Below are 25494 nucleotides of genomic sequence, written 5' to 3' on the forward strand. Positions count from 1 at the left end.
GCGCGGACGGTTAGGGCCGAGCGGGGCGGCGCGTCAAGCGCCCTAGCGGGCCGGCTCGATCAGGTCCCAGAGATTGCCGTAGAGATCGGCAAAGACGGCAACGGTGCCGTAGGGCTCGTGGCGCGGCGTCTCGATGAAGCGGACGCCCCTGCCGCGCATCGTCGCGTGGTCGCGGGCGAAGTCGTCGGTGTGGAGGAAGAACGCGACGCGCCCGGCGACCTGGTCGCCGATCCGCGCCTGCTCCGAAGCGTCTGCCGCCTTCGCCAGAAGCAGTGCAGCGCCCTCCTGCGGCCCGATCGTGACCCAGCGCTTGCCGCCGCCGAGCGGATCGTCGCTGAACAGCGTGAAGCCGAGCACGTCCCGGAACCAGGCGATCGCCTCGTCGTAGTCGCGCACGATGAGCGTCGCGAGCGCGAGCCGGCGCCGCGGCGCGCTCATGCCCGCCGCCGGCGCTTCAGCGCGCCCGTCACCATGCGCCGATCGACCGCGCCCGTGAGGAAAGCGGCGACGAAATAGACCGCCATCGCGACGGCGACGATGATCGCCAGGCCCAGCGCCTGGTGCAGAACGCCGGAGCCGGTCTGCAGCCAGGGTCGGAACTCGATCAGCAGCCCGACGAGCGCCGCGCCCATCAGCAGCGAGGAGACCCCGACGAGCGCCGAGCGCTTCACCAGCGCCCGGTCGACCTCCCACAGGCTCTTGCGCCGCAGCCCTTCGAAGAGAAGCAGCGCGTTCAGCCATCCCGCCAGCGTCGTCGCCAGCGCGATCCCCCGTTCGGCCATGACGTAGAACAGGCCGAGCGACAGGACGATGTTGGCGATCGCCGACAGGCCGGTGACGAGCATCGGCGTCCTGGTGTCCTCCCGCGCGAAATAGCCGGGCGAGAACACCTTGATCAGCACGAAGGCCGGCAGCCCGAGCGCATAGAGCCCGAGCACGTCGGCGACGGCACGGGTGCTGGTCGGCAGGAAGGCGCCGCGCTCGTAGATCAGGCGGATGATCGGCTCGGGGATGATGAACAGCGCCACCGCCGCCGGCACGGTGAGGAACAGCGCGAATTCGAGGCTGCGGTTCTGGGTGTGCTGCGCCTCGCCGAGGCGGCCCGCCTTCAGCGCCCGGGCGAGTTCGGGCAGGAGCACGACCCCGATCGCGACGCCCACCATGCCGAGCGGCAGCTGGTAGGGCCGGTCGGCATATTGCAGGATCGAGACGGCGCCCGGCTTGTAGGAGGCGATGGCCTGGCCGACGAAGAGGTTGATCTGGGTGATGCCGCCGATCAGTGCCGCCGGTGCGGCAAGGGCCAGCAGGCGCCTGAGCCCCTTCGTCCAGCGCGGCCGCTTCAGCCGCACCGAGAAGCCGGCGATGCGCATCGCGACCGTCACCATCAGGAGCTGGCCGACGCCGGCGACGAGCACGCCCCAGCTCATGAAGAAGCCGATGGTCTGCTGGTCGGCTCTCTTCCACCAGCACCAGGCGAGGACGCCGATCAGCACGAAGTTGAGAATGGAGGGCGCCACCGCGGCGGCGAAGAAGCGGCGGAAGGCGTTGAGGATGCCCGACACCATCGCCAGCAGCGACATGCAGGCGAGGTAGGGGAACATGATGCGCGAGAAGGCGATCGTGATCTCGTAGCGGTCGGCGCAGGGGATGAAGTGCGCGCTCGCCGCCGGGTCGTCGACGCAGGCCGACAGGCCCGGCGCGATGATCGTCTGCACCAGCGCCGGCATGAAGACCATCGCGAGCGCCGTCAGCACGAAGAGGACGGTGAACAGCGTCGAGAAGATCTCGGAGGCGAACTCCTTGGCGGCGTCCTCCCCGTCCTCCTCGAGCGACCGGGCGAAGAGCGGGATGAAGGCGGCGTTGAACGCGCCCTCCGCGAACAGGCGCCGGAAGAGGTTCGGAAAGCGGAAGGCGAGGTTGAAGGCATCCGCCACCGGCCCGACGCCGAGCGCCGAGGCCATCATCATCTCGCGGGCGAAGCCGAAGACGCGGCTGAAGAGGGTCGCGCCGCCGACGGTGGCGAACTTGCCGACGAGGCTCATTTGGCGGGAATGCCGAAGGCGCGCGGCGAGGGCATGACGGCGGGTGAGGAGAGCTCGCCCTCCGGCTCCTCGAAGACCTGGATCAGCCGCCGCTCGATCCGCTCGCCGCGGCTTTCGCTGGTGATCTTCATGCCGGTGAGGTCGGTGACGTAGAAGCTGTCGATCACCTTCTCGCCGTAGGTCGAGATGTGGGCCGAGCGGATGTCGAGGTTGAGGTCGGAGATCGCGCCTGTCAGATCGGACAGGAGGCCCGGCCGGTCGAGCCCCTCGACCTCGAGCACCGTGAGCTGGTTGGACAGGGCGTTGTCGATCGTCACCCGCGGCTTGATCGAGAAGGCGCTCGCGCTGCGCGCCGTCTTGCGCTTGGCGAGGAGCTGCGGCATCGCCTCCTTGCCCTGGATCAGGTCGCAGATGTTGCGCACGATCCGCTCGGCCCGGCGCAGCTCGTCCTCGTCGCGCTCGAAGGCGCGGTTGAGCGTGATGATGTCGAGTGCCCGTCCGTCGGTCATCGTGAAGATCTGGGCGTCGGCAATGTTGGCGCCGGCCGCCGCGCAGCCGCCGGTGATCAGCGACAGGAGGCGCGGATGGTCGGGCGCCAGCACCGTCAGCTCGGTCATCGCCTGGTAGCCGTCGGTGCGCACGCTGGTGGCGAGCTCCTTGCCCTCGGCCGCGGCGGACCGCAGGAACTCGGCCTGGCGGCGCTGGTCCTCCAGCGGCACGGTCAGGAAGTAGTTGGGATAGTGCAGCTCGATATAGGCATTGCGCTCGCCCTCCGGCCACTCGGCCAGTTCCGCGGCGAGCCGCGCCTTGGCATGGGTGTAACGCTGCTGGCGCGACACCTGCGAGAAGCCGCCGGTGAGGATCGGCTCGCTCTCCCAGTACAGGTTGCGCAGGAGCTGGCCCTTCCAGCCGTTCCATACGCCCGGCCCCACGGCCCGGATGTCGCACACCGTCAGGACGGTGAGGAGCTTCAGCCGGTCGAGGGTCTGAACCCGCTCGGCGAAGTCGAGGATGGTCTTGCGGTCGTTGAGGTCGCGCTGCTGGGCGGTCATCGACATCAGGAGGTGATCCTGGACCAGCCACGCGGTCAGCTCGCTCTCGCGCTCGTCGAGCCCGAGCCGCGGGCAGAGGTCACGCGCGATACGGGCGCCGGCGGTCGAGTGATCCTCCGGCCGGCCCTTCGCGATGTCGTGGAGCAGGAGCGCCACGTAGAGGACGCGCCGGTCGCGCGTGCCCTGCATGATGTCGGAGGAGACCGGCATCTCCTCCCTGAACAGCCCGCGCTCGATCTGCGACAGCACCGCGATCGAGCGCAGCAGATGCTCGTCCACGGTATAGTGGTGGTACATGTTGAACTGCATCATCGCGACGATCTTGCCGAACTCGCGGATGAAGCGGCCCAGCACCCCCGCCTCGTTCATCCGGCGCAGATGCAGCTCGGGATCGTTGCGATCGGTGAGGACGTCGAGGAACAGCGCGTTCGCCTCGCGGTTCTCGCGCAAAGCCTTGTCGACGAGGCGCAGCGAACGGCGGATCAGCTTCAGGGCGTCCGGGTGGTATTCGAGCCGATGCGCCGCCGCGAGCTTGAAGATGCGAATGAGGTTGACCGGATCCTTGGCGAAGACATCCGGCGCGCTGACGGTGATGCGGTTGTTGTCGACCAGGAAGTCGAGGGTGCCGGGGATCTTGCGCGAGCGCGGCCGCAGGCTGCGCACGAGGTTGCGCAGGCCGGGTGCCTCCTTCGCCTGCTGCTCCTCCAGCGTCGCGCAGAAGATGCGGGTGAGATCGCCGACGTCCTTGGCGATCAGGAAGTAGTGCTTCATGAAGCGCTCGACGCCGCGCAGGCCCGGATGCGCGGTGTAGCCGAGGCGCTCGGCGATCTCCGGCTGCAGGTCGAAGGAGAGCCGCTCCTCGGCCTTGCCGGTCAGGAAGTGCATGTGGCAGCGCACCGCCCAGAGGAAGTCGTCCGCCTTGCGGAACAGGCCGGCCTCGCGGCGCGAGAAAACGCCGGCGGCCACCAGCGCCTCGCTGGTCTCCACCCGGTAGTGATACTTGGCGATCCAGAACAGGCTGTTGAGGTCGCGCAGCCCGCCCTTGCCCTCCTTCACGTTCGGCTCGACGAGATAGCGCGTGTCGCCGAGCTTGGCATGGCGGGCGTCGCGCTCGGCGAGCTTGGCGGCGATGAACTCGGCGCTGGTGCCCTCCACCACCTCCGCGTCGAAGCGCCGGTCGAGCTCCTCGAACAGCGCCGCGTCGCCCACCACGAGCCGCCGCTCGAGGATCGAGGTGCGGATCGTCATGTCGGCCCGCGCCTGGCGGATGCACTCGTCGACGGTGCGGGTCGCGTGGCCGACCTTGAAGCCGAGATCCCACAAGAGATACAGCAGGAACTCGGCGATCTGCTCGCCGAGCGCGGTCTGCTTGTAGGGCAGGAGAAACAACAGATCGATGTCGGAGCCCGGCGCCAGCGTGCCCCGGCCGTAGCCGCCGACGGCGACCACCGCCATGTGCTCCCCGGCCGACAGGTTGGCGGCGTTGAACACCTCGTGGCGCGCGAAGTCGAAGATCGCCCCGATCATCGCGTCCTGCGCCGCCGACAGGCGCGCCGCGCAGCCGAGACCGCTCCCGTCGGCAAACAGCAGCGCCTCGGCTCGTGCCCGCGCGCCTTCGATGGCGCGGCGCAGCAGCGAGAGCACCTGCGTGCGCCCCTCCGCCGACAATCCGCGCCCCTCCGCGACGGCCGCAATGACCGAGAGGTCGCGGCGCAAAGCGGAGGCGTCGATGCCGGCCTCCGTCGCCGCGGCGTCGCGGTCCGCACGGGAATCGGTGGAGGCTGCTGGCGGCGAAGCGCGCCGGACTTGCGACATGAACGAGATCCACGGTCGAGAGACGACGCGCTATAGCGGCTTTCGAAGCCGGGAGAAACGCCTGCCCCGGATGCAACGCCGCAGGCCTGCGGCCACCGCGGGTGAGCACGAAGCTAACGATGGCGTCTTGCACCAGCCTGTCGACGTGCGATGGCAAGGGCCCTGCGTCGTCCGTCACGGTGACAGTATGGAAAGCATCGCAAGCGCTCGTTTGTAATCGTCGTGCCCCTCTTGCTTTTGCGAGGGGCGCTAAGACTTCAGTGACTCTCGAGGCTTATTGTCGCCTGGAAGTGAGTTCGGAACAGGACACGAGATGTGGAAGCGCCGCGCCACCTTGTCTTGGAGCCTCGGTGTCGCCATCGCCGGGCTGGGCCTCCTTGCAGCGCTGCCCCGTCCGGTCTTCGCCCGCAGCCAGACCGTCGCAGCGTTCTTTCCACCCTGGTGGACTCCGGGCGAGGTCGTCAGCGCTGCGGCGGCGGCCGGGGACTTCATCGGCAATGGCAGCCTCGGCTCCGTCGCCGTCCTGCGCTTTGCGGATGCCGAACTGCCGGATCGGCTGCGGCGGGCCGGGGCGTTTCTGGTGCTCGACGGCGCGGCGATCGGCTGCGTGCGCGAGTGAGTGAATGACCGGGTGACGGTCGAGCGAGGGTGCCGGACATGACCGCGGAAGAAAGACTGGCGTCGCACCGGGCGATGGTCGTCACCTGGACGGTGTCGATCCTGTGGGTCGCCGTGCCCATCATCCCCCTGATTGACTGGCTGAACGGCGCCGACTGGCTGTTTCCGACGCTCGTCAGCGGCGGCATCGCCACCCTTGCGACTTGGCTCTCGCGCCAGCCGGCGCTCGCCGCCTCGGCGCGCATGGTCAGCGCGGTCGGCCTCGTGGTGATCATCTCGCTGATCGTGGCGGCCCTTGCCGGCAATCCGTTGCAGGTCGACGTGCACATGGCCTACTTCGCCGCGATGGCGCTGATCGGCGCGACCTTCGACTGGCGCGTCATCGGCGCGGCCACCGCCGCGACCGCCGTCCACCATCTGGCGCTGAACTTCCTCCTGCCCGATCTGATCTATCCGGGCGGCGGCAATTTTCCGCGCGTGCTGCTGCACGCCGTGATCCTGCTCGTCGAATCCGGCACGCTGATGTGGGTCGCCGTGCGAGTCAGCGGCATGTTCGCCGAGATCGTTCGCTCGACGGAGGCCGCACAGGAGGAGCAGCGCCGGGCGACGGCGGCGGACGCACAGGCGAAGTCGCTTGCCGCCGAGGGCGAAGCCGAGCGGCGGCGCAACGAGGCGGACCGCGAAGCCGCCGCCCGTCTGCAGGCCGGTGTCGTGGCGGATCTCGCGACCGCGCTGGAGCGGCTGGCCTCCGGCGAACTCACCTTCCGCCTCGACGGCGAGTTCCCCGAGGCCTACGCCAAGCTGCGCGACGACTTCAACGGCGCGATCGCCCAGCTCCAGGACGCGATGCGGGAGGTCTCGGGCGCGTCCGGCGACATCCGCAGCAACGCCCAGGAGATCACCCAGGCGACCGGCGACCTCGCCACCCGCATCGAGGTGCAGGCCTCCAACCTCGAGGAAACGAACGCCTCGCTGAGCGAGATCGCCGAGGCGGTCGGCAAGACGGCCAGCGGGTCCCGCCACGCCTTCGATGTCGCCAACAAGGCGAAGTCGGGCGCCGAGGCGAGCGGCAAGATCGTGCGCAGCGCGGTGGAGGCGATGCGCCAGATCGAGACCTCCTCGCACGACATCAACAAGATCATCGGCGTCATCGACGAGATCGCCTTCCAGACCAACCTCCTGGCGCTGAACGCCGGGGTCGAGGCGGCGCGCGCCGGCGAAGCCGGCAAGGGCTTCGCGGTGGTCGCGCAGGAGGTGCGCGGTCTGGCGCAACGTTCGGCCGAGGCCGCCAAGGAGATCAAGGAGCTCATCAACGCCTCGGGCGACCACGTGGAAACCGGCGTGCGGCTCGTCGATCAGGCCGGCGCGGCGCTCGAACGGATCCTCACCGAGGTCGACAGCATCAACGGCATCGTGGCGGAAATCTCGCGCGCGGCCGGCGAACAGGCCTCGGGCATCACCGAGATCAAGCGCGCCGTCGGCGAGATGGACAAGATGACCCAGCAGAATGCCGGCATGGTCGAGGAGACGACAGCCGCGAGCCGGCTGCTCCTCGACAGCGCCCACCAGCTCGACGGCCTGATGGGGCGGTTCAAGACCGGCGGCGGCGAGCCGAAGCTGAAGGTCGTAGCGCGCGGTCCGGCAACTGCCCCCAAGGCGAGCCGCGCCCGCACCGCGCTCAAGCTCGTACCAGCGGCCGCCGCGGACTGGGAAGAGTTCTGATGCCTCAGCCGCCTCTGCCGGACAGCAAGCCCTTCAGCCGGTAGAGCACCTCGAGCGCCTCACGCGGCGCCAGCGCGTCCGGGTCGAGCGCCGCCAGCGCCTCCAGGGCCGGCGACGATGGACTCGTCTGCGTGGGCTCCGGCGCGTGGCGGCGCAGCACGGCCGAGAACAGCGGCAAGTCGTCGACGAAGGCCGCCGGGCGGCCGCCCTGGCCGTCGCCGCGCTCGAGTTCCGCCAGCACCTGGCGCGCCCGCTCGATCACCGCGCCGGGCAGGCCGGCGAGCCGGGCCACCTGGATGCCGTAGGAGCGGTCCGCGACGCCGGGCTTCACCTCGTGCAGGAAGACCACCTCGCCCTCCCACTCCTTGACGCGGATGGTGGCGTTCTTCAGCCGGCCGAGCCGCTTCGACAGCGCCGTCATCTCGTGGAAATGGGTGGCGAAGAGCGCCCGGCAGCCGTTCACCTCGTGCAGGTGCTCGACCGCGGCGAAGGCGATCGACAGACCGTCATAGGTGGCGGTGCCCCGCCCGATCTCGTCGAGGATGACGAGTGCACGCATCCCCGCCTGGTTGAGGATCGCGGCGGCCTCGACCATCTCGACCATGAAGGTCGAGCGCCCCTCGGCGAGATCGTCCGAGGCACCGACGCGCGAGAACAGGCGGTCGACGATGCCGATATGGGCCGATGTGGCCGGGACGAAGCAGCCGGCCTGCGCGAGCACCGCGATCAGCGCGTTCTGGCGCAGGAAGGTCGACTTGCCGCCCATGTTCGGCCCGGTCAGCAGCCAGATCGCCCCCGCCGTCTCGGCGCCCGGCGGCGACAGGTCGCAGTCGTTGGCGACGAAGGGGCCGGCATGGGCCGCCTTCAGCGCCGCCTCGACCACCGGATGGCGGCCGCATTCGACGAAGAAGGCGAGGCTGTCGTCGACCTGGGGCCGGCACCAGTTCTCGGCGACCGCGAGATCGGCGAGCGCCGCGCCGACGTCGAGTGCGGCGAGCGCGCCGGCCGCGGCCTGCAGCGCCTCCGACGCATCGACGACGCTCGCGCAGAGATCGTCGAAGGCTTCGAGCTCGAGCCGCAGCGCGTCGGACGCCGCTCCGGCGATGCGGCTTTCGAGATCGCCGAGCTCGACGGTGGAGAAGCGCATGCAGTTGGCAAGCGACTGGCGGTGGATGAAGCGCGCGCGCAGATCCTCGGTGCCGTTCAGCGCCGCAGCCTGGGCGTCGGTGACCTCGATGAAGTAGCCGAGCACGTTGTTGTGCTTGATCTTCAGCGACCGGACGCCGGTCTCCTCGGCATAGGTCGCCTGCAGGCCTGCGATCACCCGGCGCGACTGGTCGCGCAGCGCCCGTGCCTCGTCGAGCGCCGGGATGGCGCCCTCCCGCACGAAGCCGCCGTCGCGCTTCAGGAGCGGCACCTCGTCGGCGAGGACACGGTCGAGGTTGCGGGCGACCGCGGGCGGCAGGGCGCGGAGCCGGTCCCTCGCAACCGCGAGCTCGGCCGGCAGGTCGTCGCGGCCGTCGAGCAGCGCGCCGATCTCGGCGGCGACGTCGAGGCCGCTCGCGATGGCGAGGAGATCGCGGGGTCCACCCCGCCCGAGCGACAGGCGCGACAGGGCCCGCTCGATGTCCGGCAGGGTCTTGAAGCTCGCCCGGACCGCCCGCCGCAGCTCGCCCGCCTCGACCAGCGCGGCCACGGCGTCCTGCCGGCCCGCGATGGCGCCGACGTCGGTCAACGGCGCGGCGAGGCGGACGGCGAGGAGCCGCGACCCGGCGCCGGTGACGGTCCGGTCGATGGCCGCCAGCAGACTCCCCTGCCGCTTGCCGGCCGTGCTGCGGGTGATCTCCAGGCTGGCGCGGGTCGCGGGGTCGATCAGCATCACCGAGCCGGCGGCCATGCGCTGCGGCCGGGACAGCGCCGGCCGCGACGCGAGCTGGGTCTTGCCGACATAGGCGAGAAGGCCCGCCGCCGCCGCGAGCTCGACCCGCGAGAAGTCGCCGAAGCCGGCGAGCGTGGCGACGCCGTAGAACCGGCAGAGCCGCTCCTCCGCCGTCGTACCCTCGAACAGGCTTGCCGGCTCCGGCCGAACCAGCCGGCCGAGGCGGTCGAAGGCAGGCTTCAGCGCCGGATCGTGGAACACCGCATCGGCGACGACGAGTTCGCTCGGCTCCACCGCCAGGATGTCGGTCAGGAGGCGATCGGCGGCGGTCTCGGCGATCCGGAAGTCGCCCGTCGACAGGTCGGTCCAGGCGAGCGCCATCGCCCCTTGCGCGCCGCCGAGCCGCGCGAGGCCCATCAGCCAGTTCGGCCGGCCGGGCTCGAGCAGCGTCTCCTCGGTGATCGTGCCGGGGGTGACGAGCCGCACGACGTCGCGCCGCACCACCGACTTCGCGCCGCGCTTCTTCGCCTCCGCGGGATCTTCGATCTGCTCGCAGACCGCGACCCGGTGGCCGAGGCCGATCAGCTTCTGCAGATAGTCGTCGGCCGCGTGGATCGGCACGCCCGCCATCGGGATGTCGTCGCCCAGATGCTTGCCGCGCTTGGTGAGAGCGATCCCGAGCGCGCGCGAAGCCTCCACCGCGTCGTCGAAGAACAGCTCGTAGAAGTCGCCCATGCGGTAGAACAGCAGGCAATCGGGATTGGCCGCCTTGATCTCGATGTACTGCGCCATCATCGGCGTCGGGCTCGTGTCCTTGACCCCCGTCATTCCCGCGCTGCCGCTCTCCGTGCTCGCCGGCGCCCCGCGCCGCTGATGATGTTGTCCTCGGCTTTCTCGGACCGAATGGTCGCGCTGCCAAGCCGCAGCAGTGCGCAATCCCCAGAAGGACCGCCCATGGCAGGCGATCGCCGCGGAGTCGACGGCAGTGTTGCAGGCAAGCGATTGTACCGGGGCGGCTGCGACACCATCATCTTGCAATGCAAGCGGCGACAGGTATGACCGGTCGCAGGGACCTCGATCGAGACACGCGCGGTATCACGATGAACATGATCCGATCGGCAGCGATGGTTGCCGCTCTTGTTACGGCGTTTCCCGTCTGGGCCCAGACCCCCGGCAAGAACGCTGCGGATGGGGACGTGCGCGTCTTCGACTACGCGCTGTCCCATCCGGTCGACAACGCGCGGCTGACCTTCCTGCCCTCGATCGGCGAGTCGGTGCCGAAGAGCATCGACCTGCACCCCTTCGAGGGCAATTCCGACTACGCCTATTTCTATTATGCCGGCCAGCCGGTCATCGTCCATCTGAAGACACGCAGCGTCGTGCGCGTCGGGCACTGAGGATCGCGGCGGCCGGCGCGGACGACGCCCGGCCGCAGCCGGCTCAGGCGGCGAAGCGGCCGGAGTCGGCGCCGTAATAGTCGATGTAGCGCGGGTTGATGTTCTCGACCGGCAGCACGATCAGGACGTCCGTCGTGCCGAACTGGTGATCGACCACGGCGCCCTCCCCGACATACCCACCGAGTCGCAGATAGCCCTTGAGAAGGGGCGGCAGCGCCGCCAGCGCCCGCCGCGGATCGGCGCATTCGGCCGTGCCGCCCATCGCCACCGCCCGGCTGGGCAGCGCCTTCACGTTCCAGTCCTCGGGCGCCACCGCATTGGCGCGCAGGAAGGACAGCGGCAGCTCCAGCTCGGCGGGGTCGGTGCCCGCGAGCGAGGCGCAGCCGAACAGGACGTCGATCTTGTGCTGGATGACGTAGGCCCAGATGCCCTGCCACAGCAGCTCGACGGTGCGCTTGCCGCGATACTCCTTGAGCACGCAGGAGCGGCCGAGCTCGAGGAAGCGCTTGCCGGGGTGGCGCACGATCAGCGAGGCGATGTCGAACTCGTCCTCGGTGTAGAAGCCGCCGGCCCACTCGGCGGCGCTCTCGCGCATCAGCCTGTAGGTGCCGACGATCTGTTCGGCCAGCACGCGCCCCCGCGACCGGTCGATCACCAGGAGGTGGTCGCAGAAGCGGTCGAAGCCGTCCTTGTCGCGCCGCGTCACCTTCTGGAGGCGGGACGGCTGCGCCGACATCTCCTCGTAGAAGACGCGGTAGCGCAGGCGCTGCGCGGCCCGCACCTCGTCGCGCGAGCGGGCGAGCCGGACCTCCAGGGTGCCGAGCCGGCCGAGGACCGGTGCGGCGGGGTAGATTCGCGGCATCATTCCGCGCATCGGAGCCGGCACGAAGGCCTTCACGGCCGCGCCGAAGGGCACCACGATCCGGGCCGCGCGACCTGCGGCGTTCTGGTTGGCCACTCGAAACAAGCTCATCGCAGTTCTCCGAATTCGGCGTACAGCCGAGGCACCGACTATACCGTTTCTACACGATATAATGATGACGTTGGCCTCCGCCTGCGCGGTGTGCCGTCCCGTCGGTCGCCCGTAGAAGTTTAAGCATCGCCGGCCATGCGGTCCAATCCGACGACGATCCGGCCGCGCACATGGCCGTCGACGATGGCGCGGGCGGCGCCTGGAATGTCGTCGAAGCCGATCTCGGTGGTCAGCGCCGCGAGCTTCTGCGGGTCGAGGTCGGTCGCCAGACGCCGCCAGGCCGCCTCGCGCCGCTCGCGCGGCAGCATCACGGAATCGACCCCGAGCAGCGCCACGCCGCGCAGGATGAAGGGGGCGACGCTCGCCGGCAGATCCATCCCCTGGGCAAGGCCGCAGCAGGCCACCGCGCCGTCGCGCCGAGTCTGCGCGAGAACGTTCGCGAGCGTGTGGCTGCCGACCGCGTCGACGCCCGCCGCCCAGCGCTCTTTGCCGAGCGGCTTGCCGGGGGCGGACAGTTCGGCCCGATCGATGATCTCGGCGGCGCCGAGGTCGGACAGGAAGCCGGCCTCGTCCGGCCGCCCCGTCGAAGCGATCACGTGCCAGCCGAGCTTCGACAGGAGCGCCACCGCGACCGAGCCGACCCCGCCCGCCGCGCCGGTCACGACGACCGGCCCCTGATCCGGACTGCAGCCGAACCGCTCCAGCGCGAGGACGCAGAGCATCGCGGTGTAGCCGGCGGTGCCGATCGCCATCGCCTGGCGCGGCGAGAAGGCCTCGGGCAGCCGGATCAGCCAGTCGCCCTTCACCCGTGCGCGGCCGGCGAAGGCGCCGTAATGGGTCTCGCCGACACCCCAGCCGTTCAGGACGACGCGATCGCCGGGCATCCAGTCCGGATTGCGCGAGGCGATGACGGTGCCGGCGAAGTCCACCCCGGGAATCATCGGCCAGCGCCGCACGACCGGCGACTTGCCGGTGATCGCCAGGCCGTCCTTGTAGTTGATGGTGGTGGCCTCGAGCGCGACGTCGACGTCCCCGTCCATCAGCTCGTCCGGCGTCAGCTCGACCACCTCGACGCGCTGCGTGCCGGCCTCGTCCCGCGAGATCAGGACCGCCTTGAAGCTGTCGCTCACCCTGTCCCTCCCTGAGCGCCCGCCCACAGGTGGCAAGCTCGCGGCGCGAATGTCAATCGCCGGTCTCGCGCGCGTCGGTCGGAGGCGGGCGGCGGGAGCGGCCGACCAGCAGGAACTCGTCGAGCAGCACGAGTCCCGCGCCGACGGTGATGCAGGCATCGGCGAGGTTGAAGACGGCGAAGGACCAGACCGGCGTGTGGAACAGGATGTAGTCGACGACGTAGCCGAGCCGCACGCGGTCGATCAGGTTGCCGATGGCGCCGCCGACGATGACGGCGAAGCCGACATGGGTCAGCCGGCGCTCGGGGGGTGTCTTCCACCACAGCCAGGCGACGAAGCCGAGGACGAGGAGCGCGACGATGGACAGGCCGACGTCGCCGAAGCCGGCGAGCATCGAGAAGGCGATGCCGTCGTTGCGGGCGTGGTAGAGCGCCAGGAAGGGCAGCAGTTCGACTCCCTCGCCGACGGCGAGGAAGCGCACGATCAGAAGCTTCACCAACTGGTCGGCGACGATGGCGACGAGCGCGATGGCGGCGTTGTACAGGACCTGCTTCAGCCGCATGGGGTCATGAACTCGCAAAGGGCGCCGACAGGGCGCATGACGACTCGGGCCTCACCATGATCGACGTCCTCTGCGGGGGTCATGACCTAGAGCGTCAGCGCCTTGCGGCGCGCCTCGTAGAGCATGACGCCGGTGGCGATGGCGAGGTTCAGGCTGTCGGCCCGCCCGGCCTGCGGAATGCGCAGCAGCCGGTCGCAGCTTTCGGCGAGCGCCGGCGTCAGCCCGGCCTGCTCGTTGCCCATCAGCACGAGCACCGGCTGGGCCGCATAGTCCGGGGTGCGGTAGTCGACCGCGCCGCTCATGTGGGTGCCGACGACGAGCCCCTTGAAGCCCGCCCGCCACTTGAGGAAGTCGGCTTCGCTGGCGCGGGCGAGCGGCACGGAGAAGACCGACCCCATGGTGGCGCGCACGGCCTCCAGCGAGAACGGGTCGACCGTGTCGCCGATCAGGATGACGCCCCGCGCGCCGACCGCGTCGACGGTGCGCAGGATGGTGCCGAGATTGCCGGGATCGCGCACCCGGTCGAGCCCCACCACGACGCCGTCCTTGCCGAAGTCGAGCCGGCCGAGCGGCTGGACGTGCTGGCGGAAGATGCCGACCGCACTCTGCGGGTTGTCCTTGCGGGTGACCGCCTCGAGCACCTTGTTGTTCGCCTCGATCAGGTCGGCGCCGAGCGCCACCACGCGCGCGGCGGTCTTCGACAGAAGCTCCGAGTCGGCGAGACCGGCCTTCGAAACGATCAGCGTCTCGATGGTCCAGCCGGCGTCGAGCGCGTCGATGACGAGCTTCAGCCCTTCCGCCATGAACAGGCCGCTCTCCTCGCGGTGCCGCTTCTGGGCGAGCGCGCGGATGTCCTTGATGATCGGGTTGGAGACGCTGGTGATCTCCTTGACGCGGCCGGGCGCTGCGGTTGGCGCGCGCACCGCGTCGGCCGGGCTGGAGGATAGGCGTTCAGTCATTTGCGTCGGCGATCCAGCGCGAGAACAGGGAAGTGGAGAGATTGCGGGGCTCCTCGCCCGCCTCGCGGATGACCAGTTCGCCCGCCTCGATCCGCCCGCCGAGGCCGCGGAAGCTTTCCGCCATCAGCTCGGACAGGGCGTAGAAGGAGGACCGGATCGAATAGGCGGTGAGGATCACGAAGAGCGGACGGTCGGTGAGGATCTGACGGGTAAGGTCGAGGAGATAGGGCAGGTCCTCCAGGATCTGCCAGACTTCCCCCTTCGGGCCGCGGCCGAAGCGCGGCGGGTCGAGCAGGATCGCGTCGTAGCGACTGGCGCGCTTGGCCTCGCGCTCGACGTAGCGCACGGCGTCCTCGGTCAGCCAGCGGATCGGCCGGTCGCCGAGCCCGGCCACTTCGCCGTTCTCGCGCGCCCAGGCGATCGCCTTCCTGGAGGCGTCGACATGCGTCACCTCGGCGCCGGCGCGGGCCGCGAGCAGCGAGGCGAGGCCGGTGTAGCCGAAGAGGTTGAGGAGGCGCACCGGGCGCCGGGCGGCCTCCATCCGCTCGACCATGAAGCGCCAATGCGCGTCCTGTTCGGGAAACACGCCGACATGGCGGTAGGAGGTGAAGCGGCCGAGGAAGCTCATGCCGTCATAGCGCAGCGGCCAGGTTTCGCCGAGCGGCTCGCGCGGGAAGCGCCAGCGGCCGGTGCCCTCCTCGTCGGTGTCGCCGGTGAAGATCGCGTCGGCGCCGTCCCAGTCGACAGCCGGAAGCCGACGCGGCCAGATCGCCTGGTTTTCAGGCCGGCGCACGGTGAGCGGGCCGTAGCGCTCGAGCTTCTCGCCCTCGCCCGAATCGATCAGTGCGTAGTCCGCGGTCGGCTCGACCGCCAGCACCCGCGGCAGATGCTGCGTCGGACGCGCGCCGGGGCGGCGGGGCGGCATCGGCCGCGCACGCGTGGGCGCCTCGGCCAATGGGCCGGTCGCAGCGGAGTCACGCTCCTCCCGCCGGCTCGACGGCGTGCCCGACAGCGGCCGCTCGCGCATTTCGGCGCGCGGGCGCGAGACGGCCTCGTCCTCTCTGGACGGGCCGTTGGATCGGGTTCTGCGGGGCCGGCGCGAGTCGCGCAAGGCGCTCTCCTCCATTGCTCGAAGCAGCTGCTTAGCGCATGTTCCGGCGGACGGGAAACGTCCCGGCGTCACGGCACGCCGGAGACGGACGCCGGCGGAGGGAGCCGCCGGCAGCGTCGGGAGGACCAGATGGACCTGAAGGGCGAGTACCGGCTGGCGGCCCCCCGCCAGGCGGTGTGGGAGGCACTCAACGATCCGCAGGTGCTGCGCGCCTGCATCCCCGGCTGCACGGAACTCGAGAGGATCGACGCGACGCACATGACCGCGACGGTGGTGACGAAGATCGGACCGGTGAAGGCGACCTTCGCCGGCGAGGTCCGGCTGGAGAACATCCAGCCGCCGGAGCGCTACACCATCACCGGCGAGGGCAAGGGCGGCATCGCCGGCTTCGCCAAGGGGGGCGCCGACGTGCATCTCGCCGAGGATGGCGAGGGAACGGTGCTCAGCTACGACGTCAAGGCACAGGTCGGCGGCAAGATCGCCCAGCTCGGCAGCCGGCTGGTCGATTCGACCGCTCGCAAGCTGGCCGAGCAGTTCTTCGCCTGCCTCGCGGCCCGCTTCGACGAGGCGCCCGACCAGGTCGCCCCACCACCCGCCTGAACTGCGATCAGGCGGCGCGGCGCACGGTGAGCGCGGTCGAGCCGGTCTCGGCCTCCGGCGCGCGCAGCGGCGAGGCCGGCGGCGGCGGACGCAGCTCCTCGACCTCGCGGCGCAGGCGCTCGACCTCGTGCTTGCGCGTCCAGGCGTTGCGGCGGTGATGCGACTGGCCGAGCCAGGCTCCGATGCCGCCGAGCACGATGCCGATGCAGATCGAGCCGATCAAGAGCACGAAGAGCGGTGCCGCGAAGGCGAAATGCGGCATGGTGCCGATCGGATCGAGCGACACGGTCACCGCCTCGCGGTTGGCGACGCAGAACACCACGAGCAGGATCGCGAGCGGCACCAGGATGATGATGGAGAGAAGTTTCGCCAGCACGTCAGCTTCCGGATCGAGCAGTGAGACGCCGGCGGGATGAACCGGCCCGTCGCTCTAGTATGGGCGTCCGTGCGGACGGGTCAATCGTCGGCGACGCGACTGCGGGCGGAACACCGGCGCACCCTGGACGCCAGACCGGCATCAGGCAGCCGCGGCGGTCTCAGTCGGTGTTCAGCCGCTCCCGCAGCTCCTTGCCGGCCTTGAAGAAGGGCACCCACTTCTCCTCGACGTCCACCGCATCGCCGGTGCGCGGGTTGCGGCCGGAGCGCGGCGGCCGGTTCTTGACCGAAAAGGCGCCGAAACCGCGCAATTCGACCCGGTTCGAGTTGCACAGCGCATCGGTGATCTCGTCGAAGATCGCGTTGACGATGGTCTCGACGTCGCGCTGATAGAGATGCGGGTTGCGGTTGGCGATGATCTGGACGAGTTCGGACTTGATCACCTCGGTCTCCACGCGCTCCATGTCGGACGGTGCGGCGCACTCCAGCCCGACTGTGAGATTGTTCAACGATCTCCAGCGCTTCCCTATCGTCACGCCTTAGTGGGGAAGCTGCCAGAGCGACACGAGACCGTCAAGGCGCGGCGCCCCGAGGAGCGCTTCCGAGAGGGTTTTCGCCTCGGGATCGAGGCCGAGCGCGTGGAAGGCGAGGCTGCGGGCCGAGGCGAACAGCGAGAAGTGCTCCTCGTCCGCCGGCTTGCGGTCGACGATGTCGAGCCCCGTGGCGACGCCCCGGTCCTGCTCCAGCCAGCGCCGCACCTCGGCCTCGTCTCCGATCGCGTCGATCAGCTTGTTCTGAAGCCCCTGCTGCCCGGTGAAGATCGAGCCGTCCGCGAGCAGCCGCACCTGGTCCTCGCTCATGTTGCGGCGTTCCGCGACCAGCGCGACGAACCAGCCATAGGTGTCCATCACGAGCCGCTGGATCATCGCCTTGGCGGCCTCCGGCGCCGGCGCGAAAGGCGACGGCTCGGCCTTCAGCGGTGCCGACTTGATGGCGTTGACGTCGACGCCGATCTTGCCGAGCAGCTGCGAGGCGTCGACATACTGGAAGAGAACGCCGATCGAGCCGACGATCGAGGTGCGGTGGGCGACGACGTGGTCGGCAGCGACCGCGATCATGTAGCCGGCCGAGGCGGCGAGCGTGCCGACTTCGGTGGCGACCGGCTTGGCGGCGGCCAGCTCGCGGGCCGCCTCGTAGATCGTCTCGCCGCCCACCGTGGTGCCCCCGGGGGAGTCGACGCGCAGGATCACCGCCTTCACCCGGTCGTCGTCCTTGAGATCGTGGAGGAGGTCGAGAAGGTCCCGGTCTTCGGTGATCAGTCCCTCGATGGAGACGCGGGCGATGTGGTCGCGGACCTCGAAGCCGTTCGGATAATGCAGGGCCGCGGCAACGCCGAGGACGGCCACGGCCGCGGCAACGATGGCGGCCACGCGCCAGAAGCTCAGCCTGCGCCGCAGTCGGCGGCGGTCGATCAGATCCTGCGCATCGCCCGTCATCGGATTTCGCTCGCTTGGTGGTCGCACGGTCTCCCTGCGATAGCCGCTCGCGCGCCGCCTGCCAATCGCGTCGCGATCCGGCCCGGAGCCTGCGCGGCACGGAGTGCGACTGGTATCGCCAGAAAAAATCGCCATATTAACGGCCCGAGTGGGGTTCAGTGCCTCGGCCAGGAGCGCGTTCAAGCTGTTGCAGAAAGCCGCCGCAGATTCGGTCCGTCCCGCGCCCGTCGGGCCCGGACACCCCGCCGGACGGCGCCCGACGGGCGTTGACGCGCGTCCGCTTGCGCCGGCCAGCCGGAGCGAGCGCGAGTTTGCGCGCGCGCGCCGGCATTCCCGCCTGGTGCGGACGCTCAAGATCGGCATGCCCCTCCTGGCCCTCGCCATCGTGGCCGGGTTCGTGATCGTGACCTGGGTGGCCCGCAGCCTGCCCGGCGACGTGTCGGTTCAGTCGCTGCATCTCGACGACGGCCGCGTGGTGATGGAGGATCCACGCCTGTCGGGCTTCGACCGCAGCGGCCGGCCCTACACGATGGTCGCGGACCGCGCGATCCAGTCGCTGAACGGCGGCGGTGTCGATCTCGAGGGCGTGCGGGCCAACGTCACCGTGTCGAGCGACAGCACCGCCGACATCACCGCGGTGCGCGGCCACTACGACCAGGACGGCGACAAGCTGCGTCTGACCGACGGCATCACGGTCGAGACCTCCAACGGGATGACCATCGACCTGAAGGAAGCCTCGATCGATCTCAGCGCGGGTGACCTGAAGAGCACCCAGCCGGTCTCGATCAAGATGCCGAGCCAGACGATTCAATCCGGCACACTCAGCGTCGGCGGAGGCGGCAAGCGCTTGACCTTCGGCGACGGAGTCAAGATGACGCTGCTGCCGACGACGACGACGGCCGGCACCGCTTCGGGGAGAACCTCCAGCCCATGACCAGTTCGACGTTCCCGCGCAGGCTTCACCGCCTCGTCCTGCCCGCGATGATCGCGATGGCCGCAGCCTCCGGCTCTCCGGCGTTCTCGCAGGGGTTCGGAAACTCCTTCGGCGGCCTTCAGGTCAACGGCGGACAACCCATCTCAATCGACGCCGCGCAATTGGACGTCGACGACGCGAAGGCGACGGCCACCTTCACCGGCGACGTGTCGGTGGCGCAGGGCGACACGCTCCTGAAGACCAGCACGCTCGTCGTGCACTACATCAAGCCGAGCGGCGAGGACGGCAAGAAGCCCGGACCGGCCGGCGCCATGCCGGGCGGCTCCAACGACATCGATCGGCTCGAGGCGACGGGCAAGGTCTACGTCAAGTCGCAGGATCAGGTCGCCACCGCCGACAAGGCCACCTTCGACATGAAGAGCCAGCTCGTCGTGATGACCGGCGACGTCGTCCTCACGCAGGGCCCCAATGTCGCGACCGGGTGCCGCCTGACCATTCACATGGATACCAATCTCGCGCGTCTGGACAGCGACAGCTGTGCCGGCCGGTCGACGCCCTCGAAGCCGCCGCGCGTGAAGATGGTGCTCACCCCGCAGCAGAACGGCGCGCAGTAGCGTGGTGCAGGTGGACGACGCGCCGGTCGGTTCCAAGTCCGGTGCCGCGACACCCGAGGGTGCGCCGGCTGCGTCTGGCGAGGCCTTGAGGGCGGCCGGCGGGACGTCCGGCGCGTCGCGCACCGGCACCTTGATCGCCGCGGGCCTCACCAAGACCTACAGGGGCCGGCGCGTCGTCGACAATGTCGGGCTCGCGGTGCGGCGCGGCGAGGCGGTCGGGCTGCTCGGGCCGAACGGCGCCGGCAAGACAACCTGCTTCTACATGATCACCGGGCTGGTGCCGGTCGACAGCGGACGCATCGAGCTCGACGGTCACGACATCACGCAGGTGCCGATGTACCGCCGGGCGCGGCTCGGCATCGGCTACCTCCCCCAGGAGGCCTCGATCTTCCGCGGCCTGTCGGTGGAGGACAACATCCTCGCGGTTCTGGAGGTGGTCGAGAAGAACAAGTCGGCGCGGGAGGCGCAGCTGACCAGCCTCTTGCAGGAGTTTCACATCGAGCACCTGCGCAAGCAGCCGGCCACGGCCCTGTCGGGTGGCGAACGCCGGCGCTGCGAGATCGCCCGCGCCCTCGCCTCGCGTCCGGCCTTCATGCTGCTGGACGAGCCCTTCGCCGGCGTCGATCCGATCGCCGTCTCGGACATCCAGGGTCTCGTGCGGCATCTGACCCAGCGCGGCATCGGTGTCCTGATCACCGATCACAACGTGCGCGAAACGCTCGGCCTGATCGACCGTGCCTACATCATGCATGCCGGCGCCGTGCTGACGCATGGGCGCCCGAAGGAGATCGTCGACAATGTCGACGTGCGCCGCTTCTATCTCGGCGATCGCTTCACCTTCTGATCTCCGGCGTATGCACAGCCGGCCCGGCGCCGCCTGAAGCGCATGCGGTGCGCCACAACCGAAACGGGCACGGTCGTTCGCGGCCGTTGACAAGCAGTCGGCCGAACCGCTTTGATGCCTTGGTTTCCCCTCGTGGGTAGTCGGGATCGAGAGGGTTCGGTGCCTGCGGCGCGACGAGTGCGCCGCTTGGCTCGCTTCGGATCCCGAGCGGTCGGTCACGCGTGTATCCGCAGGTGAGAATGCTGTCACCGAGACTCCAGTTGCGCCAGAGCCAGTCGCTGGTGATGACTCCCCAGCTTCTGCAGTCCATCCGGCTGCTGCAGTTCAGTCACCTCGAATTGCAGTCCTTCGTCGCGGCCGAGGTCGAACGCAACCCGCTCCTCGATCTCGACGAGATGCCGCAGGAGCGGTCCGTGGGAGTGGCCGAGGCGGAGGCCGAGCCGGTTGGCGCGAGATCCGAAGCCGATCTGCACCCTTTCAGTGGACGCGAGGCGAAGCCGTCCCCCTCCTCGGCGGCCGGTCCGGGCGTCGGCACCGCCTCGGGGCGCTACGACGGTTCCGTGATCGAAGCCGTCGCTGACCGCAGACCCTCGCTGGTGGCCCACGCGGAGGCCGAGATCGGCCTTCTTCTGCGCGAGGCCAGCGACCGGGACTTCGCCCGCATGCTCCTCGCGCACGTCGACGAAGCCGGCTATCTCACGAGCGAGGTCGACGTCATCGCCGCGCAGGCGCAGGTCGCTCCCGCTCACGCCGCCGCCGTGCTGACGGCCCTGCAGGAGGAGATCGAGCCCGCCGGCCTCTTTGCCCGCAGCCTCACCGAGTGCCTCGCCCTGCAGCTGAAGCGGCGCGGTCGCCTCGACCCGGTGATCGGCGTGGTGCTCGACAATCTCGAGCTTCTGGCCAAGCGCGACTTCGCGGCCCTCCGCCGCCTCACCGGCGAGGACGAGCGCGAACTGATGGAGATCCTGGAGGAGATCCGCGGCCTCGACCCGAAGCCCGGCCATGGTTTCGCCGATGCGGAGAGCGAGCCGGTGGTGCCCGACGTGCTCGTCACGGCAGCGGCCGACGGGACCTGGCAGGTGGAGCTGAATCCGGCCACGCTGCCGCGCGTGCTCGTCCACAGGGACTATTGCGATCTCATCGGCCAGGGCCGGATAAGCAGTGCCGAACGCGGCTTCCTCACCGAGTGCCAGCAGTCGGCCAGCTGGCTGACGCGCTCGCTCGACCAGCGGGCCCGAACCATCCTCAAGGTGGCCGGCGAGATCATACGGCGCCAGGGCGGCTTCCTGGAGCACGGCATCGCGCATCTGAAACCGCTGACGCTGATGGCGGTCGCCGACGCCGTCGGCATGCACGAATCGACCATCAGCCGCGTCACGGCCAACAAGTACATGGCGACGCCCCGGGGCGTGTTCGAACTGAAATTCTTCTTCACCGTCGCGATCGCCTCGAGCCGCGGCGGCGAGGCGCACTCGGCCGAGAGCGTCAAGCACCGGATCCGCTGCCTGATCGACGCCGAGAGCGTCGACGCGGTCCTGTCGGACGACGACATCGCCGACCGGCTGAAGCGGGAGGGCGTCGACCTCGCGCGCCGCACCGTCGCGAAATACCGCGAGGCTCTCGGCATCCCCTCCTCGGTGCAGCGCCGGCGCGAGATGAACGCCCGGCGCCTCGCGTCCTGATCCTCCCTCGCGCGCGGGTGCCGGCCGGAGTCCAGCGGCGGCAGGCATGCCGTCGGCGGGCGCAGTGAACATCCGGAGCCGGCCTCGCGTTGACACGGTGCGGCGCTATTTCTAGAAGGCGCCACCCGATCCCGACGCGGGATGGGTCGAGGATGGACGCGTCGCACGTGGCGCTGCGGCAGACGACAGGAGGACCGGCACGGCTTCCGCTCTCTTCGACGAAGCAGGCCCGATCCGCAGCGATCGGGACGCCGGCAACTATTCCAGGGAGATGTTCACATGAGCCTTCGCATTACCGGCAAGCACATGGATGTCGGCGACTCGCTCCGTGTGCGGATCCAGGATCGTCTCGATGAGTCGGTTGCGAAGTATTTCGATGGAAACTTCTCCGGCACCGTCGTCATGTCGAAGGACTCGAGCCGCTTCTCGACCGACTGCACGCTCCACCTCGACACGGGCGTCATCTTCCAGGCCACAGGCACCTCGCAGGATCCCGAAGCGAGCTTTAGCGACGCCGCCGAGCGCATCGAGAAGCGCCTGCGCCGTTACAAGCGCCGGCTGAAGGACCACCACGCCGGCCAGAACGGGCAGCAGCAGCCCGAAATCGCGTATGCCGTCGTCGAGGCCATCCCGGACGAGGACGAGGAGCTGCCGGAGGACTACGCGCCGGCGATCATCGCCGAGACGTCGCTGCGCATGTCGACGCTCAGCGTGGCCGGTGCGGTGATGGAGCTCGACCGGCGGGACAGCCCGGTGGTGGTGTTCCGCAACGCGGCAAGCGGTGCGGTGAACATCGTCTACCGCCGCAGCGACGGAAATTTCGGGTGGGTCGACCCCGCCACCTGTCGGGACGCTTGAGTCGCGACAGGTATCTGGGGTCTAAGCTGGTCGCGGCGACGGTCGGCGCGGCAGCACGAGGCGGGATGCGATGGATTTCGGCGACCTGATCGACCAGGAAGCGGTGCTTCCCGCCCTGAAGGCGAATTCGAAGAAGCAGGTGCTGCAGGAGCTGGCGGAGGCTGCGGCCGAGCGCACCGGCCTGCCCGAGCGCGACATCTTCGACACCATCTTGCAGCGCGAGCGGCTCGGCTCGACCGGCGTCGGCAACGGCATCGCGATCCCGCACGGCAAGCTAGAGGGTCTCGATCGTCTCTGGGGCATCTTTGCACGGCTGACCAAGCCGGTGGAGTTCGACGCGCTCGACGACCAGCCGGTCGATCTCGTGTTCCTGCTGCTGGCGCCCGAGAACGCCGGCGCTGATCACCTGAAGGCGCTCTCCAAGGTCGCGCGCCTGCTGCGCAATCCGGACATGGTGGAAAAGCTTCGCACCTCGCGGGACGCGAGCGCGATCTACGCGCTGATCACGCAGGCGGCGGCGACGCCGCCGCACGCTGCGTGAGGCTTGAGGAGGTCAGTCAGTGGAGACTGACGGTCTGAAGTTCGTTCTCGGAGGCACTGGCAAGGATGCTGCCCCGATCGTCGGACACGGCGAGCGGCGTCCCGTCGGCGGAGAACAGCGCCCACAGGCTGATGCCCGGGCGGATCGACTGCGCGGCGGGAAACTTCGCGCGGATGTCGTCGGAGGACATCTGGCGCAGATAGGCGATGTGGCCTTCCCCGAGCGCGGCGAAATCGGTGTGAGAGAAACTGGATTGATTACGCATACCTCGTCTCCTTGATAGGCAAACGCAGACCGTGTGTCATTCGACGACGTCGATCTGAATTTTCTTGACCACCCGCTCGGGCTCCGGCTTGGCCAAGTCGATGAAGAGAAGTCCGTTCTTGAGCTGCGCGCCGAGGATCCGCATGCCGTCGGCCAGAAGGAAGCACTTCTGGAACTGGCGCGCCGCGATGCCCCGGTAGAGGAACTCGCGCTCGCGGTCCTCGCTCTGCCGGCCGCGGATCACCAGCTGGTTCTCCTCGGTCGTCACGTCGAGATCGTCCGGCTGGAAGCCGGCGACGGCGAGCGTGATGCGCAGAAAGTCGCCCGGATCACCGTCGACGCCCGGCTCGCCGCCGCGCACCCGCTCGATGTTGTAGGGCGGATAGCCGTCCCCGCCCTTCCCGATGCGCTCCAGCGTCTTCTCGACGCTATCGAAGCCGAGAAGCAGCGGACTGGAAAACGGCGGCATTCGACTCATAGCAGCAAGCCCTTGAACAAGCGACTTTTTCGTCGGAGGCCCATGGCACGGCACCTCCGCTCTCTTCGCTCCTTCAGATGGGATGCGCCGGCGGGCAGTTCAATGGAATGAGCCGGGTAGCGGAGGGAGGCCGGGTGCGGGGACACCGAGGCAAGTGTCCGGCCGAATGATGAAGATTGTCTTCGCGTTCGCTCGCGCGGCAAGGCCCGCACGGCAACGGTCGGGGCAGCCTTATGTAAAGCGCCGCCGCCGCGGGGGAGCGGCCAGCGGAGCGGCGGCCGGCCCGAGCCTCTCAGGCGGCCGGCTTCACGAGGCGGCCGGCCCGGCCTTGAAGCTGAGTGCGACCCCGTTGATGCAGTGGCGCATGCCGGTCGGCTTCGGGCCGTCGTCGAAGACATGGCCGAGATGGCCGCCGCAGTTGGCACAGTGCACTTCGGTGCGCGGATAGAGCAGCTTGTAGTCGCTCGAGGTCCCGACCCCGCCCGCCACCGCCTCCCAGAAGCTCGGCCAGCCGGTGCCCGAATCGAACTTGGTGGCGGAGGAGTAGACCGGGTGGTCGCAGCCGGCGCACGTGTAGAGGCCGGCCTCCTTGTTGTGGTTCAGCGGGCTGGTGAAGGGCCGCTCGGTCCCCTCCTGGCGCAGCACGGCGTACTGCTCGGGCGTCAGCCGCTTCTTCCACTCCTCGTCCGGAAGGCTCAGCGGGAACTTGCCCTCCTTGCCCTGGGCCTGCCCGCCGCCGAAGAGCGAGCCGAAGCCGGCGGCGAGACCGGCGAACACCGTGCCGGCTGCGAGAATCTCACGACGCGTCATAAGGCACCTTTGCGATCGAGTCCGATGGGCTTCACATAAGCAGCCCAGGCGGCCGTGTGGGGTCACGTCGGCGCTTGCGCGCGCCACTTTTGCGTGACGAGCGCCAAGTCCGTGCTCCATACCGCGCGAGCACCCCGTGTCCCGAGGTGCTCAGTCGTCGATCCGGCCGCGCATCTTCTTGGTGTCGGCACGCCCACGCTTCTGCTTCAGCCGCCGCTCGATCGCCGAGCGGGTCGGACGGGTCGCCTTGCGCGGCGGGGGCGGCGGGACCAGCGCCCGGCGCACAAGCTCGGCCAGCCGGTCGCGCGCGTCCTCGCGGTTGCGCTCCTGGGTGCGGAAGCGCGAGGCTTCGATGAGGATCTCGCCGTCCTTCGTGGCGCGGCTGCCGGCAAGCTTGAGGAGGCGCTGCTTGACGTCATCCGACAGGGCGAGGGAGGCCGCCGCGAAAAAGCGCAGCTGGACGGCCGTCGCCACCTTGTTGACGTTCTGGCCGCCCGGCCCGGAGGCGCGGATGAACGCCTCCTCGAGCTCGGCATCGGGGATTATGACGCGGCGGCTGACGCGCAGGCCGGATGTTTCGCTCATGGAGGGATCGCGCGACCAGGTGAACGTTCCGGTCGAGGATGCAGCACGGCGCGCCACCCGGGCGCAAGAGCCGGCGCGGCGCGAGGGCGCCGCCTCTGCCTCCTTAAACAGGAATGGCCCGCGACCGGAGCCGCAGGCCTATTCCTCCCGAGG

At 69.5% G+C, this 25494-nt stretch carries 26 protein-coding genes; 10 read left to right on the forward strand and 16 right to left on the reverse strand.

Going from position 1 to position 25494, the window contains the following annotated elements:
* Positions 1–42 precede the first annotated feature (42 nt).
* Genes NPA30_RS08320 through NPA30_RS08330 form a run of 3 tightly spaced genes read right to left on the reverse strand, consistent with a single transcriptional unit; the run spans position 43 to position 4909 of the window.
* On the reverse strand, positions 43–438 hold the full coding sequence (locus NPA30_RS08320) for a VOC family protein (RefSeq protein ID WP_256802159.1): 396 nt from the start codon (positions 436–438) through the stop codon (positions 43–45).
* The gene (gene murJ, locus NPA30_RS08325) at positions 435–2042 is read right to left on the reverse strand and encodes a murein biosynthesis integral membrane protein MurJ (RefSeq protein ID WP_256802162.1); all 1608 of its coding nucleotides are present in this window, start codon (positions 2040–2042) and stop codon (positions 435–437) included. The genes NPA30_RS08320 and murJ overlap by 4 nt, the downstream gene beginning before the upstream one ends.
* Positions 2039–4909: a [protein-PII] uridylyltransferase gene (locus NPA30_RS08330; protein WP_256802163.1), complete on the reverse strand. Its 2871-nt coding sequence runs from the start codon at positions 4907–4909 to the stop codon at positions 2039–2041. The genes murJ and NPA30_RS08330 overlap by 4 nt, the downstream gene beginning before the upstream one ends.
* Positions 4910–5222: 313 nt before the next feature.
* Between NPA30_RS08330 and NPA30_RS08335 the strand changes: the two genes are divergently transcribed.
* On the forward strand, positions 5223–5528 hold the full coding sequence (locus NPA30_RS08335; RefSeq protein WP_256802164.1) for a hypothetical protein: 306 nt from the start codon (positions 5223–5225) through the stop codon (positions 5526–5528).
* A gap of 38 nt (positions 5529–5566) precedes the next feature.
* Complete coding sequence (locus NPA30_RS08340) at positions 5567–7249, forward strand: methyl-accepting chemotaxis protein (protein WP_256802165.1); 1683 nt, start codon at positions 5567–5569, stop codon at positions 7247–7249.
* 4 nt (positions 7250–7253) lie between these two features.
* Here NPA30_RS08340 and mutS read toward each other — a convergent pair whose 3' ends face one another.
* Positions 7254–9956, reverse strand: a complete 2703-nt coding sequence (mutS, locus tag NPA30_RS08345) for a DNA mismatch repair protein MutS (protein WP_256802166.1) — start codon at positions 9954–9956, stop codon at positions 7254–7256.
* Positions 9957–10252: 296 nt separating this feature from the next.
* Between mutS and NPA30_RS08350 the strand changes: the two genes are divergently transcribed.
* On the forward strand, positions 10253–10525 hold the full coding sequence (locus NPA30_RS08350; protein ID WP_256802167.1) for a DUF1236 domain-containing protein: 273 nt from the start codon (positions 10253–10255) through the stop codon (positions 10523–10525).
* Between the two features lie 43 nt (positions 10526–10568).
* Here the strand turns inward: NPA30_RS08350 and NPA30_RS08355 are convergent, their stop codons facing one another.
* The 5 genes from NPA30_RS08355 to NPA30_RS08375 form a co-directional block, all read right to left on the reverse strand.
* Positions 10569–11498 (reverse strand): GNAT family N-acetyltransferase, encoded by a 930-nt coding sequence (locus NPA30_RS08355; protein ID WP_372338772.1) that lies wholly within the window; start codon positions 11496–11498, stop codon positions 10569–10571.
* Between the two features lie 119 nt (positions 11499–11617).
* Positions 11618–12628, reverse strand: a complete 1011-nt coding sequence (gene acuI / locus NPA30_RS08360; protein WP_256802168.1) for an acrylyl-CoA reductase (NADPH) — start codon at positions 12626–12628, stop codon at positions 11618–11620.
* A 52-nt stretch (positions 12629–12680) separates the two neighbouring features.
* Positions 12681–13190: a signal peptidase II gene (lspA, locus tag NPA30_RS08365; RefSeq protein ID WP_256802169.1), complete on the reverse strand. Its 510-nt coding sequence runs from the start codon at positions 13188–13190 to the stop codon at positions 12681–12683.
* A gap of 86 nt (positions 13191–13276) precedes the next feature.
* Complete coding sequence (locus NPA30_RS08370) at positions 13277–14149, reverse strand: TrmH family RNA methyltransferase (protein ID WP_256802170.1); 873 nt, start codon at positions 14147–14149, stop codon at positions 13277–13279.
* Positions 14142–15275: a class I SAM-dependent methyltransferase gene (locus tag NPA30_RS08375; protein ID WP_372338773.1), complete on the reverse strand. Its 1134-nt coding sequence runs from the start codon at positions 15273–15275 to the stop codon at positions 14142–14144. Before NPA30_RS08375 ends, NPA30_RS08370 begins: the two co-directional genes overlap by 8 nt.
* A gap of 114 nt (positions 15276–15389) precedes the next feature.
* On the opposite strand from NPA30_RS08375, the gene NPA30_RS08380 reads away from it, so the two are divergent.
* Positions 15390–15860, forward strand: coding sequence for an SRPBCC family protein (locus tag NPA30_RS08380; RefSeq protein WP_256802172.1), 471 nt, complete (start codon positions 15390–15392; stop codon positions 15858–15860).
* Between the two features lie 7 nt (positions 15861–15867).
* On the opposite strand, the gene NPA30_RS08385 is transcribed toward NPA30_RS08380, so the two are convergent.
* The 3 genes from NPA30_RS08385 to sppA form a co-directional block, all read right to left on the reverse strand.
* Positions 15868–16236, reverse strand: a complete 369-nt coding sequence (locus NPA30_RS08385; RefSeq protein ID WP_256802173.1) for a lipopolysaccharide assembly protein LapA domain-containing protein — start codon at positions 16234–16236, stop codon at positions 15868–15870.
* Between the two features lie 160 nt (positions 16237–16396).
* Positions 16397–16678 carry an integration host factor subunit beta gene (locus NPA30_RS08390; protein WP_444875219.1) on the reverse strand — a complete coding sequence of 94 codons (282 nt, stop codon included), beginning with the start codon at positions 16676–16678 and terminating at the stop codon, positions 16397–16399.
* Positions 16679–16774: 96 nt separating this feature from the next.
* Positions 16775–17731 carry a signal peptide peptidase SppA gene (gene sppA / locus NPA30_RS08395; protein WP_256802174.1) on the reverse strand — a complete coding sequence of 319 codons (957 nt, stop codon included), beginning with the start codon at positions 17729–17731 and terminating at the stop codon, positions 16775–16777.
* Between the two features lie 361 nt (positions 17732–18092).
* On the opposite strand from sppA, the gene lptC reads away from it, so the two are divergent.
* The 6 genes from lptC to ptsN all read left to right on the forward strand — a co-directional run bounded on the left by lptC (position 18093) and on the right by ptsN (position 23204).
* Positions 18093–18665: an LPS export ABC transporter periplasmic protein LptC gene (gene lptC, locus NPA30_RS08400; RefSeq protein ID WP_256802175.1), complete on the forward strand. Its 573-nt coding sequence runs from the start codon at positions 18093–18095 to the stop codon at positions 18663–18665.
* On the forward strand, positions 18662–19279 hold the full coding sequence (locus tag NPA30_RS08405) for an LptA/OstA family protein (protein ID WP_256802176.1): 618 nt from the start codon (positions 18662–18664) through the stop codon (positions 19277–19279). Before lptC ends, NPA30_RS08405 begins: the two co-directional genes overlap by 4 nt.
* Before the next feature lie 85 nt (positions 19280–19364).
* The gene (gene lptB, locus NPA30_RS08410) at positions 19365–20123 is read left to right on the forward strand and encodes an LPS export ABC transporter ATP-binding protein (protein WP_256802416.1); all 759 of its coding nucleotides are present in this window, start codon (positions 19365–19367) and stop codon (positions 20121–20123) included.
* Between the two features lie 239 nt (positions 20124–20362).
* Positions 20363–21805: an RNA polymerase factor sigma-54 gene (gene rpoN, locus NPA30_RS08415; RefSeq protein WP_256802177.1), complete on the forward strand. Its 1443-nt coding sequence runs from the start codon at positions 20363–20365 to the stop codon at positions 21803–21805.
* A 279-nt stretch (positions 21806–22084) separates the two neighbouring features.
* On the forward strand, positions 22085–22663 hold the full coding sequence (hpf, locus tag NPA30_RS08420; RefSeq protein WP_256802178.1) for a ribosome hibernation-promoting factor, HPF/YfiA family: 579 nt from the start codon (positions 22085–22087) through the stop codon (positions 22661–22663).
* Between the two features lie 70 nt (positions 22664–22733).
* Entirely contained in the window at positions 22734–23204 is a 471-nt protein-coding gene (gene ptsN, locus NPA30_RS08425; RefSeq protein ID WP_256802179.1) for a PTS IIA-like nitrogen regulatory protein PtsN, read from the forward strand.
* 16 nt (positions 23205–23220) lie between these two features.
* On the opposite strand, the gene NPA30_RS08430 is transcribed toward ptsN, so the two are convergent.
* The 4 genes from NPA30_RS08430 to arfB all read right to left on the reverse strand — a co-directional run bounded on the left by NPA30_RS08430 (position 23221) and on the right by arfB (position 25341).
* Complete coding sequence (locus NPA30_RS08430; RefSeq protein WP_256802180.1) at positions 23221–23469, reverse strand: BQ00720 family protein; 249 nt, start codon at positions 23467–23469, stop codon at positions 23221–23223.
* 36 nt (positions 23470–23505) lie between these two features.
* Entirely contained in the window at positions 23506–23946 is a 441-nt protein-coding gene (locus NPA30_RS08435; RefSeq protein WP_256802181.1) for an Hsp20 family protein, read from the reverse strand.
* A gap of 306 nt (positions 23947–24252) precedes the next feature.
* Positions 24253–24756 (reverse strand): peptide-methionine (R)-S-oxide reductase MsrB, encoded by a 504-nt coding sequence (gene msrB / locus NPA30_RS08440; protein WP_256802182.1) that lies wholly within the window; start codon positions 24754–24756, stop codon positions 24253–24255.
* Between the two features lie 150 nt (positions 24757–24906).
* On the reverse strand, positions 24907–25341 hold the full coding sequence (gene arfB, locus NPA30_RS08445; RefSeq protein ID WP_256802183.1) for an alternative ribosome rescue aminoacyl-tRNA hydrolase ArfB: 435 nt from the start codon (positions 25339–25341) through the stop codon (positions 24907–24909).
* Positions 25342–25494 lie beyond the last annotated feature (153 nt).

Source organism: Mangrovibrevibacter kandeliae, assembly GCF_024519155.1.
GTDB lineage: Bacteria > Pseudomonadota > Alphaproteobacteria > Rhizobiales > Rhizobiaceae > Mangrovibrevibacter > Mangrovibrevibacter kandeliae.

What these genes read in the sequence shown, in the direction of transcription:
- NPA30_RS08320 (WP_256802159.1), bottom strand. Translation starts at nt 438, where the DNA reads ATGAGCGCGCCGCGGCGCCGGCTCGCGCTCGCGACGCTCATCGTGCGC.
- murJ (WP_256802162.1), bottom strand. Translation starts at nt 2,042, where the DNA reads ATGAGCCTCGTCGGCAAGTTCGCCACCGTCGGCGGCGCGACCCTCTTC.
- NPA30_RS08330 (WP_256802163.1), bottom strand. Translation starts at nt 4,909, where the DNA reads ATGTCGCAAGTCCGGCGCGCTTCGCCGCCAGCAGCCTCCACCGATTCC.
- NPA30_RS08335 (WP_256802164.1), top strand. Translation starts at nt 5,223, where the DNA reads ATGTGGAAGCGCCGCGCCACCTTGTCTTGGAGCCTCGGTGTCGCCATC.
- NPA30_RS08340 (WP_256802165.1), top strand. Translation starts at nt 5,567, where the DNA reads ATGACCGCGGAAGAAAGACTGGCGTCGCACCGGGCGATGGTCGTCACC.
- mutS (WP_256802166.1), bottom strand. Translation starts at nt 9,956, where the DNA reads ATGACGGGGGTCAAGGACACGAGCCCGACGCCGATGATGGCGCAGTAC.
- NPA30_RS08350 (WP_256802167.1), top strand. Translation starts at nt 10,253, where the DNA reads ATGGTTGCCGCTCTTGTTACGGCGTTTCCCGTCTGGGCCCAGACCCCC.
- NPA30_RS08355 (WP_372338772.1), bottom strand. Translation starts at nt 11,498, where the DNA reads ATGAGCTTGTTTCGAGTGGCCAACCAGAACGCCGCAGGTCGCGCGGCC.
- lspA (WP_256802169.1), bottom strand. Translation starts at nt 13,190, where the DNA reads ATGCGGCTGAAGCAGGTCCTGTACAACGCCGCCATCGCGCTCGTCGCC.
- NPA30_RS08370 (WP_256802170.1), bottom strand. Translation starts at nt 14,149, where the DNA reads ATGACTGAACGCCTATCCTCCAGCCCGGCCGACGCGGTGCGCGCGCCA.
- NPA30_RS08375 (WP_372338773.1), bottom strand. Translation starts at nt 15,275, where the DNA reads ATGGAGGAGAGCGCCTTGCGCGACTCGCGCCGGCCCCGCAGAACCCGA.
- NPA30_RS08380 (WP_256802172.1), top strand. Translation starts at nt 15,390, where the DNA reads ATGGACCTGAAGGGCGAGTACCGGCTGGCGGCCCCCCGCCAGGCGGTG.
- sppA (WP_256802174.1), bottom strand. Translation starts at nt 17,731, where the DNA reads ATGACGGGCGATGCGCAGGATCTGATCGACCGCCGCCGACTGCGGCGC.
- lptC (WP_256802175.1), top strand. Translation starts at nt 18,093, where the DNA reads ATGCCCCTCCTGGCCCTCGCCATCGTGGCCGGGTTCGTGATCGTGACC.
- NPA30_RS08405 (WP_256802176.1), top strand. Translation starts at nt 18,662, where the DNA reads ATGACCAGTTCGACGTTCCCGCGCAGGCTTCACCGCCTCGTCCTGCCC.
- rpoN (WP_256802177.1), top strand. Translation starts at nt 20,363, where the DNA reads ATGCTGTCACCGAGACTCCAGTTGCGCCAGAGCCAGTCGCTGGTGATG.
- hpf (WP_256802178.1), top strand. Translation starts at nt 22,085, where the DNA reads ATGAGCCTTCGCATTACCGGCAAGCACATGGATGTCGGCGACTCGCTC.
- ptsN (WP_256802179.1), top strand. Translation starts at nt 22,734, where the DNA reads ATGGATTTCGGCGACCTGATCGACCAGGAAGCGGTGCTTCCCGCCCTG.
- NPA30_RS08430 (WP_256802180.1), bottom strand. Translation starts at nt 23,469, where the DNA reads ATGCGTAATCAATCCAGTTTCTCTCACACCGATTTCGCCGCGCTCGGG.
- NPA30_RS08435 (WP_256802181.1), bottom strand. Translation starts at nt 23,946, where the DNA reads ATGAGTCGAATGCCGCCGTTTTCCAGTCCGCTGCTTCTCGGCTTCGAT.
- msrB (WP_256802182.1), bottom strand. Translation starts at nt 24,756, where the DNA reads ATGACGCGTCGTGAGATTCTCGCAGCCGGCACGGTGTTCGCCGGTCTC.
- arfB (WP_256802183.1), bottom strand. Translation starts at nt 25,341, where the DNA reads ATGAGCGAAACATCCGGCCTGCGCGTCAGCCGCCGCGTCATAATCCCC.